Below are 15938 nucleotides of genomic sequence, written 5' to 3' on the forward strand. Positions count from 1 at the left end.
ACTGTCTCTGCTGCGTCCGGCAACCGCCGGGAAGTCGCTCAGCCCCGCCGCTCGGGCCTTCGCCGCCCGAGCGCCATGTGCCGCCTTGCCCCCCGCACTCACCCGGCCATCGGGAAAACCCCGATCACGTTCGTTCGAATGCAGATTCACGTTGACCGTATTCGAATTCGAACATAGGATGTTCGAAAATGATCAGTCGTCAGATAACATTGCGATTCAATGACGGCGAAATGTTCGCTCGAACACCGTAATTTCGATATAAACCGGGAAAACCGGCGCATATCAAGATCGGACATCGTACGAATAAAACGAAACAAGTTATCCGGACGGATAACCCTCATGGATCGGGCAGGCGTCGCGCGCCTGCCCTGCCTGACAGGAGACAGCAGTGAAGACAGTCAAGGCGTTGCGCTGGTGGATCATCGTGCTCGTGTGTCTCGGCACGATCCTCAACTACCTCGCACGGAATTCCCTCGCGGTGCTCGCGCCCGAGCTCAAGCAGGTGTTCGCGATCTCGACGCAGCAGTATTCGTACATCGTCGGCGCGTTCCAGATCGGCTACACGATCATGCAGCCGGTGTGCGGGTTCATCGTCGACCTGATCGGGCTGCGGCTCGGGTTCGCGCTGTTCGCGATGCTGTGGTCGGTCGTCGGCGTCGCACACGGCTTCGCGTCGGGCTGGCTGTCGCTCGGTATCCTGCGCGGCTTTCTGGGCCTGTTCGAGGCCGCCGCGATTCCGTCGGGGATGAAGGCCGTCGCCGAATGGTTTCCCGATCGCGAGAAATCCGTCGCGGTCGGCTACTTCAATGCGGGCACGTCGCTCGGCGCCGCGATCGCGCCGCCGCTCGTCGTGTTCCTGTCGATGCGGTTCGGCTGGCAGGCCGCGTTCATGGCCACCGGCGCGCTCGGATTCGTGTGGGCCGCGCTCTGGTACACGCAATACCGGTCGCCCGCCGACCACCCGCGCATCACGCCGCAGGAGCGGGCGCTGATCCGCGGCGGCCAGGCCACGATGCCGCACGCATCGAAGCGCCGGATCCGCGACGTCGTCACCGCGCGGCGCTTCTGGGCCATCGCGCTGCCGCGCTTCTTCGCGGAACCCGCGTGGCAGACCTTCAGCTTCTGGATTCCGCTGTATCTCGCGACCGAGCGCCACATGGCGCTCGCGCAGATCGCCGTCTTCGCGTGGATGCCGTTTCTCGCGGCCGACCTCGGCGGCATCGCGGGCGGCTACCTGTCGCCGTATCTCGTGAAGCGGTTCAAGCTGCCTCTCGTGTGGTCGCGCGTCGCCGGCGTCGCGCTCGGTGCGGTACTGATGCTCGGTCCCGCGATGATCGGCCTCGTATCGTCGCCGTACACGGCCATCGCGCTGTTCTGCGTCGGCGGCTTCGCGCACCAGATGATCTCAGCGCTCGTCAACACGCTGTCGGCCGACGTGTTCGATCCCGAGGAAGTCGGCACCGCGAGCGGCTTCGCCGGGATGGCCGCGTGGATCGGCGGCCTCGGCTTCTCGCTGCTGGTCGGCGCGCTCGCCGACAAGATCGGCTATGCGCCTCTGTTCGCGTGCCTCGGCCTGTTCGACATCATCGGCGTCACGCTGCTCGCGGTACTGATCCGCGGCCAGTCGAAGCAGGAACGCCTGCTCGCCCGTCACGCCTGACATTCGCCCTCTCCAGGAATCGCATTCATGACTTCGCTCCTTCATCCGCCCGTGTTCCGCGTCGCCGGCAAGCATGCGAACCGCGTGCTGCTCGCATCCGATACGGGCGCCACCCTCGAGATCTTCGTACTCGAGGACGACATCGTGCGCGTGCGCGTGCTGCCCGACGCGACCGCGCGCAACCCGCGGACGTGGACGATCGCACCGGGCCTCGACGACGTGCCGCTCGACGGGCGCGACCGCCTCGACCTGGGCGACTTCACGCTGCCTGCGTACGATCTCGTCGAAGAAGACGACGGCCTGCGCATCGAAACCGCGCAGATCCGCGTCGCGGTGCGCTGGCAAGGCGGCCATTGCACGTGGTCGATGCGCGGCGCGGACGGCACGTGGCGCGTCGCGCTCGCCGACCGCGCGACGCAGGCGTACAACTTCGGCTGGTGGGACGATCGCGCGTATCACTACGTCGCCCGCGAACGCGGCGACAAGGTGTTCGGCCTCGGCGAACGCGCGGGCGAACTCGACCGCACGGGCGCGCGCTTCGAGATGCGCAACATCGACGCGATGGGCTACAGCGCGAAGCACACCGACCCGCTGTACAAGCACATCCCGTTCTACATCACGTGGTCGCCCGATGCGCGCCAGGGGTTCGGGCTGTTCTACGACACGCTGTCGGACTGCTCGTTCGACATGGGCCGCGAGCTCGACAACTATCACGGCCCGTACCGCTATTTCGTCGCCGAGCATGGCGACCTCGACTACTACTTCATCGCGTCGCCCGACACCCCGCTCGCGGCCGCGCGCCGCTTCACGTGGCTCACCGGGCGCCCCGCGCGCACGCCGAAATGGGGGCTCGGCTATTCGGGCTCGACGATGAGCTATACCGATGCGCCGGACGCGCAGCAGCAGATGAACCGGTTCGTCGAGCAGTGCGACGCGCACGACATCCTGTGCGATTCGTTCCACCTGTCGTCGGGCTATACGTCGATCGGCGCGAAGCGCTACGTGTTCAACTGGAACCGCGACAAGTTTCCCGATGCGAAGGGCTTCGCGAAGCACTACCGCGACCACGGCATCCGCTTGTGCGCGAACATCAAGCCGTGCCTGCTGCGCGACCATCCCGCCTTCGAGGATGCCGCGCAGCGCGGCCTGCTGATTCGCTCGGCCTCCGGCGAGCCCGCATGGGTGCAGTTCTGGGACGAGGTCGGCGCATACCTCGACTTCACGCAGCCGGATGCGTACCGGTGGTGGCGCGAGCAGGTCACGTCGGCACTGCTCGAGTACGGGATCGAATCGACCTGGAACGACAACAACGAATACGAGATCTGGTCGCCGGACGCTATCGCGCACGGCTTCGGCCATCCGTTCCCGGCCCGCGAGGCGAAGGTGCTGCAGACGATGCTGATGATGCGCGCGTCGCGCGAAGCGCAGCGCGAGCATGCGCCGGCGCAGCGGCCGTTCCTCGTGTCGCGCTCCGGCGGCGCGGGCATGCAGCGCTACGTGCAGACCTGGTCCGGCGACAACTACACGTCGTGGGAAACGCTGCGCTACAACCTGAAGATGGGCCTCGGGCTCGCGCTGTCGGGCGTATCGAACATCGGCCACGACATCGGCGGCTTCTCCGGCCCCGCGCCGTCGCCCGAGCTGCTGTTGCGCTGGGTGCAGTTCGGCATCTTCATGCCGCGCTTCAGCATCCATTCGTGGAACGACGACGGCACCGTCAACGAGCCGTGGATGTACCCCGAAATCACCGCGCAGATCGCGTCGCTGATCAAGCAGCGCTACCGGCTGCTGCCCTACCTGTATCACCTGCTGTGGCTGTCGACGACGCGCTACGAGCCCGTGCTGCGGCCGACCTTCGCCGACTTCCCCGGCGATGTGCGCTGCTACGACGCGTGCGACGACATGATGCTCGGCGACGCGCTGCTCGTCGCGCCGGTCGTCGATCCCGGCCAGACGGAACGCACGGTGTACCTGCCGTCGGGTGCGCGCTGGACGTGCTGCACGAACGCGCAATCGTTCGACGGCGGCGCGAGCGTGACGCTGCCCGCACCGCTCGATACGCCGGTAATGCTGCTGCGCGAAGGTCGCGTACTGCCGCTGAACGTCGCGGAACAGCATTTCGGCGCACGCGCCGACACGCGCGGCTTCCTCATCGCGCCGCGCATCGAGGACGGCGTCGCGTACGGCGAATGCGTCGAGGACGACGGCGAGACGGAAGCCTGGCGCGACGGCGAATACGGACTGTGGCGCATCGAGACCGGCCGCGAGGCATCGGGCGTGCTCGGTGTGTCGGTCCGCTGGGACGGCCGCCCGGCTCGCCCGGCCGACCGCGTCGAGATCCGGCTGCCCGCGTCGCTGCAGGGCCCGGTCGCCGTCCGCGGTGCGCGCGTCGAGCAGGACGCGCAGGACGGCGCTTGGCGCCGCCTCGTCGTGACGTTCGACCACTGAAGCCGAAGCAAACCTGATCAGGCGGGGCGTTCGCGCGGCCCGCTGCTCGCCACAGAGGAGGCACCCCAGCCTCCCGCCCCCTTGAAAAAATGAAGAGACCCGGAGATCGACCATGAAAGCACCCGTCAACCGCTATGCAATCCTGATTTTATCGGCCGCTTCGCTCGGCACGACCGCCGCTCACGCGCAGAGCAGCGTGACGCTGTACGGCGTCGTCGACGATTCGCTCGCGTACGTGAACAACCAGCAGGGCCACTCGAACATCTACATGCGCGACGGCAACTTGTATGCGTCGAAATTCGGGCTGCGCGGCGACGAGGATCTCGGCGGCGGCACGCACGCGATCTTCGACCTGCAGTCCGGCTTCAACCTGAACACGGGCGCACAGTCCGCCGCCGGCACGATCTTCAACCGCGAGGCGTTCGTCGGCCTGCGCAACGACCACTACGGCACGCTGACCGCCGGCCGCCAGTACACGCCCTACTTCCTGCTCGTCGGCCCGTACGCGTCGAGCAGCTGGCTGACCGGCGCGACGGGCGCGCATCCGGGCGACATCGACGGCCTCGACACGACGACCCGCGTGAACAACTCGGTCACCTATACGTCGCCGACCTTCGCCGGGCTGACCGGAAGCGCGATGTACGCATTCGGCGGCATTGCCGGCGCGACCGGCAAGGGCAATACGTTCAGCGCCGCACTGCGCTATGCAAACGGGCCGATCGGGATCGCGGCCGGCTACCTGCGGATCAACAGCTCGGGCTCGTCCGCGGGTTTCCTGAACCCGGCGACCGCATCTTCCGGCAGCTTCGCGGTGTCCGTGCTGAACCAGGGCTACCTGACCGCGAAGGCGGTCGAGCAGGTCGCGGCAGCCGGCAACTACACGCTCGGCGACCTGACGATGGGTCTCAACTATTCGAACGTGAAGTACCTGCCCGGCAACGGCTCCGCGTTCACCGACACGGCCGTGTTCAACACCTACGGCGCGCTTGCCGCGTACCGCTTCACGCCGGCGTTCTCGGTGGCCGGCGCATTCGCGTACACGCTCGCGTCGAAGGCGAACGGCGTCGCGAACGCGGCCCGCTACCAGCAGTATTCGCTGAAGGAGTCGTACAGCCTGTCGAAGCGGACGACGCTCTACGCGCTGCAGGCGTACACGCATTCGAGCGGCCAGACGCTCGGCGCACAAGGTGCAGGCAACATCGTCGACGCGGCGCCGATCGTCGGCGATTCGCAGCAGCTCACGCCGTCGACGACGCACGGCCAGTTCGTCGGCATGGCCGGCATCGCCGTCACGTTCTGAACCCGCCTCGCAGCGCCTTCAGCGCGCTGCCTGTGCCCCGGACGATGCGCATTCGGCATGCGCCGTCCGGGCGCCCGATGGACATTCGCCACGACGTTGTCCACGCCCCGTCAGCCCGCCCCGGCGAACCGCCCGGGTTTTCCCGATCGTCCCGATACCTTACAATTCGTCAGGTTCATCCTTGCTGCATGCCCCTTCTTGCAGTCCTGACACCGCGGTACACTCGACGCACGCCGTATCAGGGTCCGACGCGCGACCTGCGCGCCGGGCGGCGTCGCGCCTCGTTGCGCCCACAACTGGATGCCCGCCATGCCAGATTCCCGCCCCTCGCCCCGCACGACATTCAAGCCGCAGGTCGTGCTGCCCGCGCTCGCGGTCATCGGCGCACTGCTCGTCGTGTGCGCGCTGCGCCCGAGCGAAGCCGGCGCGCTCTTCTCCGCCGGCCAGCAATGGGTCATCGCACGGTTCGACTGGTTCTACGTGCTCGCCGTCACCGGCTTCCTCGTGTTTCTGGTGCTGATCGCCGCGAGCGGCTTCGGCAACATCCGGCTCGGCCCCGACGATGCCGAACCCGAATTCAGCTTCGTGTCGTGGACGGCCATGCTGTTCGCGGCCGGCATGGGCATCGGCCTCATGTACTTCGGCGTCGGCGAGCCGATGCAGCATTTCCTGAAGCCGCCGACCGTCGATCCCGGCACGCCCGCCGCCGCACGCGAGGCGATGCTGATGACCTTCTTCCACTGGGGCTTCCATGCGTGGGCGATCTACGGGCTGATGGGGCTCGTGCTCGCGTATTTCGGCTTTCGCTACAACCTGCCGCTGACGCTGCGCTCGGGGCTGTATCCGGTGCTGCGCGAGCGCATCAACGGCTGGATCGGCCACACGGTCGACGCGTTCGCGCTGGTCGGCACGGTCGCCGGCATCGCGACGACGCTCGGCTACGGCGTGATGCAGCTGAGCGCCGGCCTGCATACGGTCGGCGGCTGGGACACCGGCAGCAACCTGTTCCGCATCGGGCTCGTCGCGATCGTCGTGATCCTCGCGGGCGTGTCGGCCGCAACCGGCCTCGACAAGGGCGTGCGCCGGCTGTCCGAGCTGAACCTGCTGCTCGCGTTCCTGCTGCTCGCATTCGTGGTCGTCGCCGGCCCGACGGCGTTCCTGCTGCGCGCGCTCGGCGACAACATCGGCCAGTACCTGTCGAGCCTCGTCGACCTGTCGTTCCGTACGTACGCGTACGCGCCGCCGCGCGAGGAAGGCTGGTTCGGCGGCTGGACGATCCTCTACTGGGCGTGGTGGATCTCGTGGTCGCCGTTCGTCGGCATGTTCATTGCGCGCATTTCGCGCGGCCGCACGATCCGCCAGTTCGTGATCGGCGTGCTGCTCGTGCCGACCGCGTTCAACCTCGTGTGGATGACCGTGTTCGGCAACAGCGCGATCTGGCTCGATACGCACGGCGCGGCCGGCGCGCTCGCACAGACCGCCACCAACGTCGACGCGCTGCTGTTCCGCTTCTTCGATTTCCTGCCGTTCCCGCAATTGCTGTCGATCGCCGCAATCGTGCTGATCGCGGTGTTCTTCGTCACGTCCGCCGATTCGGGTGCGTTCGTGATCGACCAGATCGCGACGCGCGGCAGCGCGCATTCGCCCGTCTGGCAGCGGCTGTTCTGGGCGGCGCTGCTCGGCGTGACGGCCGCGGTGCTGCTCGTCGCCGGCGGGCTCGGCGCACTGCAGGCGATGACGCTGATCGCCGCGCTGCCGGTCGCGATCATCATGATCGCGCTCTGCTACGGGTTATGGCGCGGGCTCGCGGCCGACCGCGCGCATTATTCGCAGGACGTCGCGCCGGCAACGAGCTTCTGGACCGGCCAGCACTGGCGCCATCGCCTCACGCACATCCTGCGGCAGACGACCGAGACCGAAGCGCGCCAGTTCGTCGCGGAAACGGTCGAGCCTGCGCTGCACAAGGTCGCCGACGAACTGCGCGCGAGCGGCGTCGATGCACACGTGCAGCGCGACGGCGACGATGCACACGTGCAGCGCGACGGCGACGATGCGGTAAGGCTCACCGTGCCGACCGCCGAGCACCGCGATTTCGTGTACGGCGTGCGCGTGACGGTGAAGTCCGCGGCCGCGTTCCTGGTGCGCGAGGCGGCCGAGCCGGACGCCGAGCGTGCGCACGTGTACGGCATCGTCACGTTCTTCGAGGACGGCCGGCTCGGCTACGACGTCGAATACCTGCGCGGTGACGAGGTGATCGCCGACGTGCTGCGCCAGTACGAACGCTACGTGTCGCTCGCGGCGGACAAGCGCACGCACCTGCTGAGCCGCGCGCCGGGACACGCGACGGAGGCCGAATGAGCGGACTCCTGCAAAGCCGTGCATCCGACGTCATCGCGCTCGGCACGCTCGCCGTGCTCTACCTCGGCGGTGCCGGCCTCGCGCTGTGGCGGATCCGGGCCGCGGCGCCGCGCGGCAAGATCTACTGGATCGCCTGCGCGACGCTGCTGGCCGGCGGTGCCGTCGTGATGGGCGGCAACCTGTCGCCGGTGCCGAACAGCGGCGAAATGCCGCCCGGTTTCGCGCTCGGCGCCGAGGCCGTCCTGCTCGGTCTCGCGCTGGTCGCCGGCGGTTGCGCGGCGCTGATGCTGCGTGCGCGGAAACGCTGACGCACACGCGTCGCATGGCCCGGCTTCGTCGCGCGCGAACGGCAACGCGCGCGACGCCCCGTTAGCCGCCCCTTGCCTGATCCGCTTCTCTACCGCGATGCGTCACGCGGAAGGCACGCGCGCCGTCACGAGCCAGCACGCCGCGTCGAAGCGCACCTCGGCACCGTGCACGTATTGCGCGAACGCCGCGCGCATCGCGTCGACCACGCGCCGCCGCGTCGCTTCGTCCGTCTTCAGCAGCGCGAGGCCGACCGGGCCCAGCCGCGCAATGTAGTCATCCAGCGCGGCCTCCGGCAGCACGCACGCCCGGTCAACCGGCTCGATCTCGACGTCGGCCCAGCCGCTGCCCGACAGCACCGACGCGATCCGCTGCCGGTCGCCGAACGCGAACTGCCCCGGCGCACCGGGTTGCCGCGCCGGCAGGTTCGGCAGCAACGGCGCGGCCACCCGCTCGGCCGTCGTCATGAACGGGTTGTCGGCCGCACTGCGCCACGCAACGAAGCGCATCCGCGCATCTGGCCGTGCTGCGTGACGCAGGTTCGCGAACGCGCGAACCGGATCGTCGAAGAACATCACGCCGAGGCGCGACACGATCAGGTCGACGCTCGCGGGCTCGAACGCATGCGTCTGCACATCCGCGCACACGAAACGGGCGTGAACGCCGCTGCGTTCGGCGCGGGCCTGCGCGGCATCGATCATCCGCGCCGAGATGTCGATCCCCGTGCAGTGCGCGTCCGCGCCGAGCCGCCGCGCGATCGCGAGCGTGACGGCGCCCGTGCCGCAGCCGACGTCGAGCACGCTGCTTGCGGACGACGCGGCCGCGACATCCGCAAGCAGGGTTTCGAACGGCTCGAACATCCGGTCCATCGGCGCCTGCGCATCGACCCATGCACGCCCCGACGGCCCGTTCCACAGCGCGGATTGCGCTTCGTTGGCCCGGTTGGTTTCCATCGTCGATCCCCTTCTGGTTCATTGATGATGAACCGCACTGTGCTGCTTCAAGCCGGCTTGAGGTCAAGGCCGGCCAGGTTGCGCACGCCGCCGCGCCCCGTTTTTCATATTTCTTACATTCGCGTTGCGTATCGTTGACGACTTTCCTACGGTGCCTCCCATGCGACGATTCCTCACGCGCGCGCTGCTCGTGCGCTGCGCTCCCCTTGCTGCCCTCGCCGCGCTGTCCGCGTGCTCGAATCACATCGATACGCCGGACGATCCGGCCAGCGCATCGGTCAACGTCCAGGCCGCATGGGTCGAGATCGGCGACGCGAACCAGGCGATCGCGCGTGTCATCACCAACTACGCGCCCGCGTCGGCCAGCGATCCGCTGTGCCCGCAGCTGACCGTCGACGGCAAGCAGTCGCGCATGACGCTGCGCGCGGGCGCCGCGACCATCGCCCAGCGGCCGACCGCCAGCGATCCGGCCGATTCGAAACCGTCGAGCTTTCCGGTTTCAGTCTGCGAAGCGACGCTGCCGGCCGGTGCGCAGGCGGCGAACGTCGCGGGCCGTACGCTGCCGCTGCCGAAAGCGCAGCCGCAGCGCATCGCGATCATCGCCGACACCGGCTGCCGGATGAAGAAGGCCGACAACGCCTGGCAGGCGTGCAACGATGCGTCGGTCTGGCCGCTCGGCACGATCGCCGCCAGCGTCGCGAAGCTGTCGCCCGATCTCGTGCTGCACATCGGCGACTACCACTACCGCGAGAACGCATGCCCGCCGGATATCGCCGGCTGCAAGGACAGCCCGTGGGGCTATGGCTGGGATACGTGGCAGGCCGACCTGTTCCGCCCGGCCGCGCCGCTGCTCGCAAAGGCGCCGTGGGTCGTCGTGCGCGGCAACCACGAGGAATGCGCGCGTGCGGGCCAGGGCTGGTTCCGCTTCCTCGATCCGCGCCCGTATTCGGCGGCCCGCTCGTGCGACGATCCGGCCAACGACAACAACGCAAACTATTCGGAACCCTATGCGGTGTCGCTCGGCGGCGGCTCGCAGGTGATCGTGTTCGACACCGCGAAGGTCGGCCGCACGCCGCTCAAGACGACCGACGCGCAATTCGGCATCTACCAGAAGCAGTTCCAGACGGTTGCGTCGCTCGCGTCGAAGGCCGGCATGACGACGACGATCTTCACGAACCATCACCCGATCCTCGCGTTCGCACCGATCGCCGGCAGCACGCCCGCGCCGGGCAACCTCGCGCTGCAATCGGTGATGTCGAGCCTCAACGCGCAGGCGTACTACCCGCCGGGCGTGCACGTCGCGCTGCACGGCCACGTGCACGATTTCCAGGCGATCAACTTCTCGTCCGGGCACCCGGCGACGATCGTGTCCGGCAACGGCGGCGACAACCTCGACGTCGCGCTGCCCGACCCGTTTCCGGCCGGCCTCACACCCGCGCCGGGCGCCGTGATCGATCGGCTGTCGCACAACAACAGCTTCGGCTTCCTGATCATGGAGCGCAGCGCGGCGCCGGCAACGGGCTGGGTGTTCCGTGCGTATTCGGCGGCCGGCAAGCTGCTCGCGTCGTGCAACCAGTCGGGCACGACGCTCGCCTGCGACAAGACGGGGTTCATCGCGCCGTGAGTGAAGAAGTCCGATGTGACGGCCGCGTGATGCGCGGCCGGCAAATGCTGTACACGCTTGCCGCAACCGTGTTTGCCGGCCTGACGCTCGCGGCCCACGCCGCACCGGCGGAGACGGTGCTGCTCCCCGGCGCACCGCCGTCGCGCGTCGTCGACACGATCGGCAACGGCACACCGCAGGTGACGGGCAAGATCGACGCGGCCACCGCGCGCTTCGCACCCGACCCGACGCTCGTCGCGCTCGGCCGCCGGATCTTCTTCGACCCGCGGCTGTCCGAGCCGCGCGGCATGTCGTGCGCGGGCTGCCACGATCCCGGCCGCGCGTTCGCGCCGACGCTGTCGGCAGCGTCGCTCGCGGGGCCCGGCGTGCCGGAAGGCAGCCGGCCCGGGCACTTCAGCCGGCGCAATGCGCCGTCGCTGCTCTACGTGCGCTACGTGCCGCGCCGCCACTTCTACCAGGACGACGATGCCCCCGCGCCGTCGCCGTTCGGCGGCCTGTTCGTCGACGGCCGCGCGGACACGCTCGCCGAGCAGATCCGCGGGCCGCTGTTCGACCCGAACGAGATGAACAACCGGTCGCCGGCCGCGCTGCTGCGCAAGGTCGATGCGACCGAACTCGCGCCCGATCTCGCCGCGCGCTTCGGCGCACAGGTGCGGCGCGATCCCGAGCAACTGGTGCGCGCGCTGGGTTCGGCCGTCGAGGCCTATCTGCAAAGCGACGAGATGGCGCCGTTCACGTCGCGCTTCGACGCGTTCCTGCGTACGCGCAAGCCGCTCGCGCCGGCCGAGATGCGCGGCCTCGCGCTGTTCCGGAATCCGGACAAGGGCAATTGCATGACCTGCCATACGCTGTCGGACACGTCGAGCCGCCCGGAGCGCTCGCTGTTCACCGATTTCGGCTACGACGCGATCGCGGTGCCGCGCAACCGTGCGCTGCCGGCGAACCGCGATCCGCGCCATTTCGACAACGGGCTGTGCGACACCGCACGGCGGCTGCGCTGGCCGGAACCGACGCAATGGTGCGGGTACCTCCGCACACCGGGGCTGCGCAACGTCGCGGTCAGGCAGACGTTCATGCACAACGGCGTGTTCACGACGCTGCGCGACGCGGTCGCGTTCTACAACACGCGCTCGACTGATCCCGGCTTCTGGTATCACGGCGCCAGGACGTTCGACGACGTGCCGGCCACCTATCGCGTCAACATCAACGTCAACTCGACGCCGATGAACCGGCGGCCCGGCACGCCGCCCGCACTGACCGACGCGGAAATCGACGACATCGTCGCATTCCTCGGCACGCTGACCGACGCGCGCTATACGGGGGTCGCCACCCCCACGACGCCTGTTGCCCCTGCGGCCCGCGTCACCCGGACTGCCCCGCCGGCACGTTGAACCTGGCCGAACGGCCAGCCGCATGCGTACCCGCTTGCAGTCGCCGCAAACACTGGTTATATTTACAGTACTGTATTTATGAACAGTGAGGGTCGCGATGGAACATCTGGTCCGTATCGTCAACGACACCGATCGCCAAGTGCTGGCGTGGCTTCGTGCGCAGGTCGGCGACACCCGCGTCGAGTACGCGGCACGCCAGCTCGGGCATACACGCAAGCCCTTTCCGTCCGCCGTCTGCCGGTATCTGGGCATGAGCGCGCCGGCTACGTTGCGTCCGGCCACCCGGCCGCGCGCCGCACGCGATTTCTCGGTCGGCGATCGTTACCTGTCGCTGATCCGCCAGCACCTCGCCACACACTCGGCCAGCCGATGAAATGGCGGCGGCTTGCCGCATCGGTGCCCTGGCAAGACGGGGCGCTCGCGTATTCGCAAGCCCGGCCGGTCGCCGTCGCGCTCACGCAGCCGCCGCGGCTTCCCGTACGAGGCGGCCGAGCGTTTCGAATGCCGCTTCGTGCACCGCATCGAACACGCGTGTGCAAGCGAGCCGGATATAGCCGTCGAAGCGGTCGGAGTTCGAGAAGATCGAACCGGGCGCGATCCTGATCCCGTGCGCCAGTGCGGCGTCGAACAGTGCATCGGAGCGCACGCCGTCCGGCAATGCGATCCACAGCAGCATCCCGCCCGGCGGCCGGTTCATCCGCGTGCCAGCCGGGAAATGCCGCGCAATTGCGTCGATCGTCACGTCGCGCTGCACGCGCAATTGCTCGCGGAACCGGTGCAGGTGGCGGTCGAACGCGCCCGAGCCGACGAATTCGGCCGCAACGGCCTGCAGCAATGCGGCGTTGTGCCGGCTATGCGCGAACTTCAGCATCTTCACACGCGCATGCCAGCGGCCCGCACTCATCCAGCCAAGCCGCATCCCCGGGGCCAGCACCTTGTTGAACGACGGGCAGTAGATCACCGTCCCGTCACGGTCCCATGCCTTGACCGGCTTGACCGCCTGCGGTGCCTCGACGAGCTCGCGATAGGGCTCGTCTTCGATCACGGCCACGCCGTGCCGCGAACACAGCGCGACGAGCGCGGCCTTGCGCTCATCGGGCATCACGCAGCCGAGCGGGTTCTGCAGGTTCGGCACGACCACCACCGCCCGAATGTCCGGATACGCGGTAAGTGCCACTTCGAGCGCCTCGATCGACAGGCCGGCGGTCGGGCTCGCCGGGATTTCGAGGGCGCGCAGGCCAAGGCTTTCGAGCAACTGGATCAGGCCGAAGAAGGCCGGAGATTCGATCGCGATCGTGTCGCCGGGGCGCGCCACCGCGCGCAGCGCGAGATTCACCGCATCGACGCCACCGCTCGTCGACATCACGTCGTCCGGGCCCAGCGTCACGCCGTACGACAGCGCGCGCCTGGCCATCGTCTGCCGGAATTCGGGCGAACCGCCGACGGGCCCTGCATCGGTCAGCAATGTGGGCTTGCGCCGCAGCAGCCGGATCGCCAGCGCCTGCAGGCGCTCGGCCGGATACAGCGTGGCGAGCGCGGACGCGCCGCCGAGATTCAACGCATCGGGTACCGCATTCGCGCGGTCGATCACGCGCGACACACGTTCGTGCAGCCCCGCGAACGGCGGCTCGATGCTCAGCGGCGGCCCGTTGCTTTCCGGCAGCGTTTCGAGCGCGGCTGCCGCGCGGCGGCGCACGAAGTAACCGGAACGAGGCTTCGCCTCGCACCAGCCCGTATCCTCGAGCCGGCGAAACGCCTGAATCGCGGTCGACAGGCTCACGCCGTGCTGTGCCATGAGCGCGCGGACCGACGGCATCCGGTCGCCGGGCGACAACGTGCCGGCCGCGATGATGCGGCGGTAATGTTCGGCGAGTCGTTCGTAAAGCGGTTCGCCGTCCATCGGCAAAGGCGTGCGGGATGCGTCGGCGAAAGGCGTCATGCGGACGATCGTGCCCGCGCGCCTAACGCCCCGCCAGATACAGATTCGGGGAAAACCCACCGATACAGCGATCAGAAATCGTCGCCTGCACCGCAACAGATTCCCGTCCCCTGAATCTGTCGTGCCCGAGCCCGTTTCCCTAACCTGATTGCACGCCATTGCCCCGCCGTCGCGAGGCTGCGCAACCCGTGCAACCGGGAAAAGGAATCGCCATGCGGACGCAACACATCCGGCTCGACGCCGGGCAAAGCCACTTTGCGTGGTTCGACAAGGGCAGCCAGGTGATCGTGCTGGACGGCGCGCTCGCGGTCACGCTGCGTCACGGCGGGCTCGACTGGTTGCCCGAAGCGCCGCAGTACATTCGTCGCGAACTCGACGAAGGCGAATGCCTGACATTCGAGACGGCCGGTCACGCGGCGTTGTCGGCCGGCGCCGCCGGCGCGGTCAGTACGGCGATCGTCGAGCCTGCGGGCCGGCAACGCATGCTCGCGGCATGGCGCGGCATCCTGCGCCGGCTGTCCGGGCGACTGCGTGGAGTCCACCATGTGCGCGAGCATTCCTGACCGCGCGACCCGCCGCCCCGCGCAGTCACGTCATGCACACAGCGCCCGGCGAATGCACGGCGAACACCACCGTCGTCCAGCGCGTCCGCATCGCCCGCAGCCTGCCGGGCGTTGCGGCGGCAGCCACCGCCTCACCGCGCATTCCGCCGTCGCTCGATCCACTCGAATACCGTCATCCCGGCCAGCATCGCAACGACGAACCCGATTCCCTTGATCGAACCGAAGCCGATCGACACGATCGCGGGCCCCGGGCAGAACCCGGCCATCCCCCAGCCGATGCCAAACACCGCACTGCCGGCAACCAGGCGCACGGTAATCGCCCGCAACGCCGGCAACCGGATCGGCAGGCCAAGCCACGACCGTGTCCGGCGCTTCGCCCAAGCGAACGCGAGCGCGGCCACGCCTGTCGCTCCGGCCATCACGAACGCGAGCGACGGATCCCAGCGGCCGGCCAGGTCGAGAAAACCGAGCACCTTCTGCGGATTGGCCATGCCCGACACGATGAGGCCGACGCCGAACAGCAGCCCCGCCAGAAACGCGAATCCAGCCTGCATGTCAGCCTCCCGACACGTGCAGCCGCACGAAGACGGTCACGAAACCCGCGACCATGAAGGTTGCCGTCGCGACCACCGACCGCAACGCACCGCGCGACATCCCGCATACGCCGTGACCGCTCGTGCAGCCGCCCGCGTACCGCGTGCCGATCCCGACCAGCAGCCCGGCCGCCAGCAGTTCAAGCCAGCTTGCGTCGACCTGCGGCATCAGGCTGGTCCCGGCGACACGCATCGCCAGCGGCGCGGCGATCATCCCGGCGATGAATGCCGCGCGCCAGCCACGCTCTCCGCCCCCCGCCGTCAGCAGGCCACCGACGATGCCGCTGATGCCGGCAATCCGGCCGTTGAACGCGACGAGCCATGCCGCCGCGAGCCCGATCAGCACGCCGCCGGCCAGCGACAGCCACGGCGTGAAATGAAGCGCATCAACCTGCATTGCGCACCTCCCTCTCGGCCGCGCCGCAGAACTGTTCGTACAGCACGCCCATCACCGCGATCACGGCCGGACTGTCGAGTGAATAGTGGATGGCCTTGCCTTCGCGGCGCGTACGGACCAGCGCGTTGTCCCGCAACACGCCGAGCTGTTGCGACAGCGTGGGCTGGCGAATGTCCAGCCGCGTTTCGAGATCGCTGACGCAACGCTCGCCCTGCGACAGTTCGCACAGCAGCAGCAGCCGGTCAGGATTCGACAGCACCTTGAGGAGCGCGCACGCCGATTCGGCGGCAGCGCGCATCTGATCGGGCCTGGGCAGCCCGGCTGGAAGAGCGTCGTTCATCGGGGCAGAACATCAATTAAAGATTTTATATTATATCAATTTATATAATATAGCATCCTGCCGCTG

At 68.3% G+C, this 15938-nt stretch carries 14 protein-coding genes; 9 read left to right on the forward strand and 5 right to left on the reverse strand.

The window, feature by feature from the left end; all coding sequences use genetic code 11:
* Nucleotides 1-388: 388 nt before the first annotated feature.
* From AC5LXK_RS25470 to AC5LXK_RS25490, 5 genes are all read left to right on the forward strand, one after another.
* Nucleotides 389-1660: an MFS transporter gene (locus AC5LXK_RS25470; protein ID WP_493391446.1), complete on the forward strand. Its 1272-nt coding sequence runs from the start codon at nt 389-391 to the stop codon at nt 1658-1660.
* 27 nt (nt 1661-1687) lie between these two features.
* Nucleotides 1688-4108 carry a glycoside hydrolase family 31 protein gene (locus AC5LXK_RS25475; protein ID WP_493391447.1) on the forward strand — a complete coding sequence of 807 codons (2421 nt, stop codon included), beginning with the start codon at nt 1688-1690 and terminating at the stop codon, nt 4106-4108.
* 112 nt (nt 4109-4220) lie between these two features.
* Nucleotides 4221-5408: a porin gene (locus AC5LXK_RS25480; protein ID WP_493391448.1), complete on the forward strand. Its 1188-nt coding sequence runs from the start codon at nt 4221-4223 to the stop codon at nt 5406-5408.
* Nucleotides 5409-5717: 309 nt separating this feature from the next.
* Nucleotides 5718-7766, forward strand: coding sequence for a BCCT family transporter (locus AC5LXK_RS25485; RefSeq protein ID WP_493391449.1), 2049 nt, complete (start codon nt 5718-5720; stop codon nt 7764-7766).
* Nucleotides 7763-8074, forward strand: coding sequence for a hypothetical protein (locus tag AC5LXK_RS25490; RefSeq protein WP_493391450.1), 312 nt, complete (start codon nt 7763-7765; stop codon nt 8072-8074). Before AC5LXK_RS25485 ends, AC5LXK_RS25490 begins: the two co-directional genes overlap by 4 nt.
* A 102-nt stretch (nt 8075-8176) precedes the next feature.
* Here the strand turns inward: AC5LXK_RS25490 and AC5LXK_RS25495 are convergent, their stop codons facing one another.
* Complete coding sequence (locus tag AC5LXK_RS25495) at nt 8177-9025, reverse strand: class I SAM-dependent methyltransferase (protein ID WP_493391451.1); 849 nt, start codon at nt 9023-9025, stop codon at nt 8177-8179.
* Between the two features lie 160 nt (nt 9026-9185).
* Here AC5LXK_RS25495 and AC5LXK_RS25500 point away from each other — a divergent pair, with 160 nt between their 5' ends.
* From AC5LXK_RS25500 to AC5LXK_RS25510, 3 genes are all read left to right on the forward strand, one after another.
* Entirely contained in the window at nt 9186-10649 is a 1464-nt protein-coding gene (locus AC5LXK_RS25500; RefSeq protein ID WP_493391452.1) for a metallophosphoesterase family protein, read from the forward strand.
* A complete protein-coding gene (locus AC5LXK_RS25505) occupies nt 10646-12040 on the forward strand; it encodes a cytochrome-c peroxidase (protein ID WP_493391453.1) in 1395 nt (464 codons plus the stop codon). Before AC5LXK_RS25500 ends, AC5LXK_RS25505 begins: the two co-directional genes overlap by 4 nt.
* Before the next feature lie 97 nt (nt 12041-12137).
* A complete protein-coding gene (locus AC5LXK_RS25510; RefSeq protein ID WP_493391454.1) occupies nt 12138-12413 on the forward strand; it encodes a CppA family protein in 276 nt (91 codons plus the stop codon).
* Between the two features lie 81 nt (nt 12414-12494).
* Here the strand turns inward: AC5LXK_RS25510 and AC5LXK_RS25515 are convergent, their stop codons facing one another.
* Nucleotides 12495-13979: an aminotransferase-like domain-containing protein gene (locus AC5LXK_RS25515; RefSeq protein ID WP_493391455.1), complete on the reverse strand. Its 1485-nt coding sequence runs from the start codon at nt 13977-13979 to the stop codon at nt 12495-12497.
* 212 nt (nt 13980-14191) lie between these two features.
* Here AC5LXK_RS25515 and AC5LXK_RS25520 point away from each other — a divergent pair, with 212 nt between their 5' ends.
* Nucleotides 14192-14542 (forward strand): hypothetical protein, encoded by a 351-nt coding sequence (locus AC5LXK_RS25520; RefSeq protein ID WP_493391456.1) that lies wholly within the window; start codon nt 14192-14194, stop codon nt 14540-14542.
* Between the two features lie 131 nt (nt 14543-14673).
* Here AC5LXK_RS25520 and AC5LXK_RS25525 read toward each other — a convergent pair whose 3' ends face one another.
* The 3 genes from AC5LXK_RS25525 to AC5LXK_RS25535 are packed head-to-tail and all read right to left on the reverse strand — an operon-like array spanning nt 14674 to nt 15872.
* Complete coding sequence (locus tag AC5LXK_RS25525) at nt 14674-15096, reverse strand: DUF6691 family protein (RefSeq protein ID WP_493391457.1); 423 nt, start codon at nt 15094-15096, stop codon at nt 14674-14676.
* Nucleotide 15097: 1 nt separating this feature from the next.
* Nucleotides 15098-15532 (reverse strand): YeeE/YedE family protein, encoded by a 435-nt coding sequence (locus AC5LXK_RS25530; protein WP_493391458.1) that lies wholly within the window; start codon nt 15530-15532, stop codon nt 15098-15100.
* Complete coding sequence (locus AC5LXK_RS25535) at nt 15522-15872, reverse strand: ArsR/SmtB family transcription factor (protein WP_493391459.1); 351 nt, start codon at nt 15870-15872, stop codon at nt 15522-15524. The genes AC5LXK_RS25530 and AC5LXK_RS25535 overlap by 11 nt, the downstream gene beginning before the upstream one ends.
* Nucleotides 15873-15938 lie beyond the last annotated feature (66 nt).

The organism is Burkholderia pulmonis, from assembly GCF_984667975.1.

Bases quoted from the DNA above. Each gene is read 5' to 3' on its own strand.
- AC5LXK_RS25475 (WP_493391447.1), top strand. From the start codon at position 1,688: ATGACTTCGCTCCTTCATCCGCCCGTGTTCCGCGTCGCCGGCAAGCAT.
- AC5LXK_RS25525 (WP_493391457.1), bottom strand. From the start codon at position 15,096: ATGCAGGCTGGATTCGCGTTTCTGGCGGGGCTGCTGTTCGGCGTCGGC.
- AC5LXK_RS25530 (WP_493391458.1), bottom strand. From the start codon at position 15,532: ATGCAGGTTGATGCGCTTCATTTCACGCCGTGGCTGTCGCTGGCCGGC.
- AC5LXK_RS25490 (WP_493391450.1), top strand. From the start codon at position 7,763: ATGAGCGGACTCCTGCAAAGCCGTGCATCCGACGTCATCGCGCTCGGC.
- AC5LXK_RS25535 (WP_493391459.1), bottom strand. From the start codon at position 15,872: ATGAACGACGCTCTTCCAGCCGGGCTGCCCAGGCCCGATCAGATGCGC.
- AC5LXK_RS25485 (WP_493391449.1), top strand. From the start codon at position 5,718: ATGCCAGATTCCCGCCCCTCGCCCCGCACGACATTCAAGCCGCAGGTC.
- AC5LXK_RS25520 (WP_493391456.1), top strand. From the start codon at position 14,192: ATGCGGACGCAACACATCCGGCTCGACGCCGGGCAAAGCCACTTTGCG.
- AC5LXK_RS25510 (WP_493391454.1), top strand. From the start codon at position 12,138: ATGGAACATCTGGTCCGTATCGTCAACGACACCGATCGCCAAGTGCTG.
- AC5LXK_RS25480 (WP_493391448.1), top strand. From the start codon at position 4,221: ATGAAAGCACCCGTCAACCGCTATGCAATCCTGATTTTATCGGCCGCT.
- AC5LXK_RS25515 (WP_493391455.1), bottom strand. From the start codon at position 13,979: ATGACGCCTTTCGCCGACGCATCCCGCACGCCTTTGCCGATGGACGGC.
- AC5LXK_RS25495 (WP_493391451.1), bottom strand. From the start codon at position 9,025: ATGGAAACCAACCGGGCCAACGAAGCGCAATCCGCGCTGTGGAACGGG.
- AC5LXK_RS25500 (WP_493391452.1), top strand. From the start codon at position 9,186: ATGCGACGATTCCTCACGCGCGCGCTGCTCGTGCGCTGCGCTCCCCTT.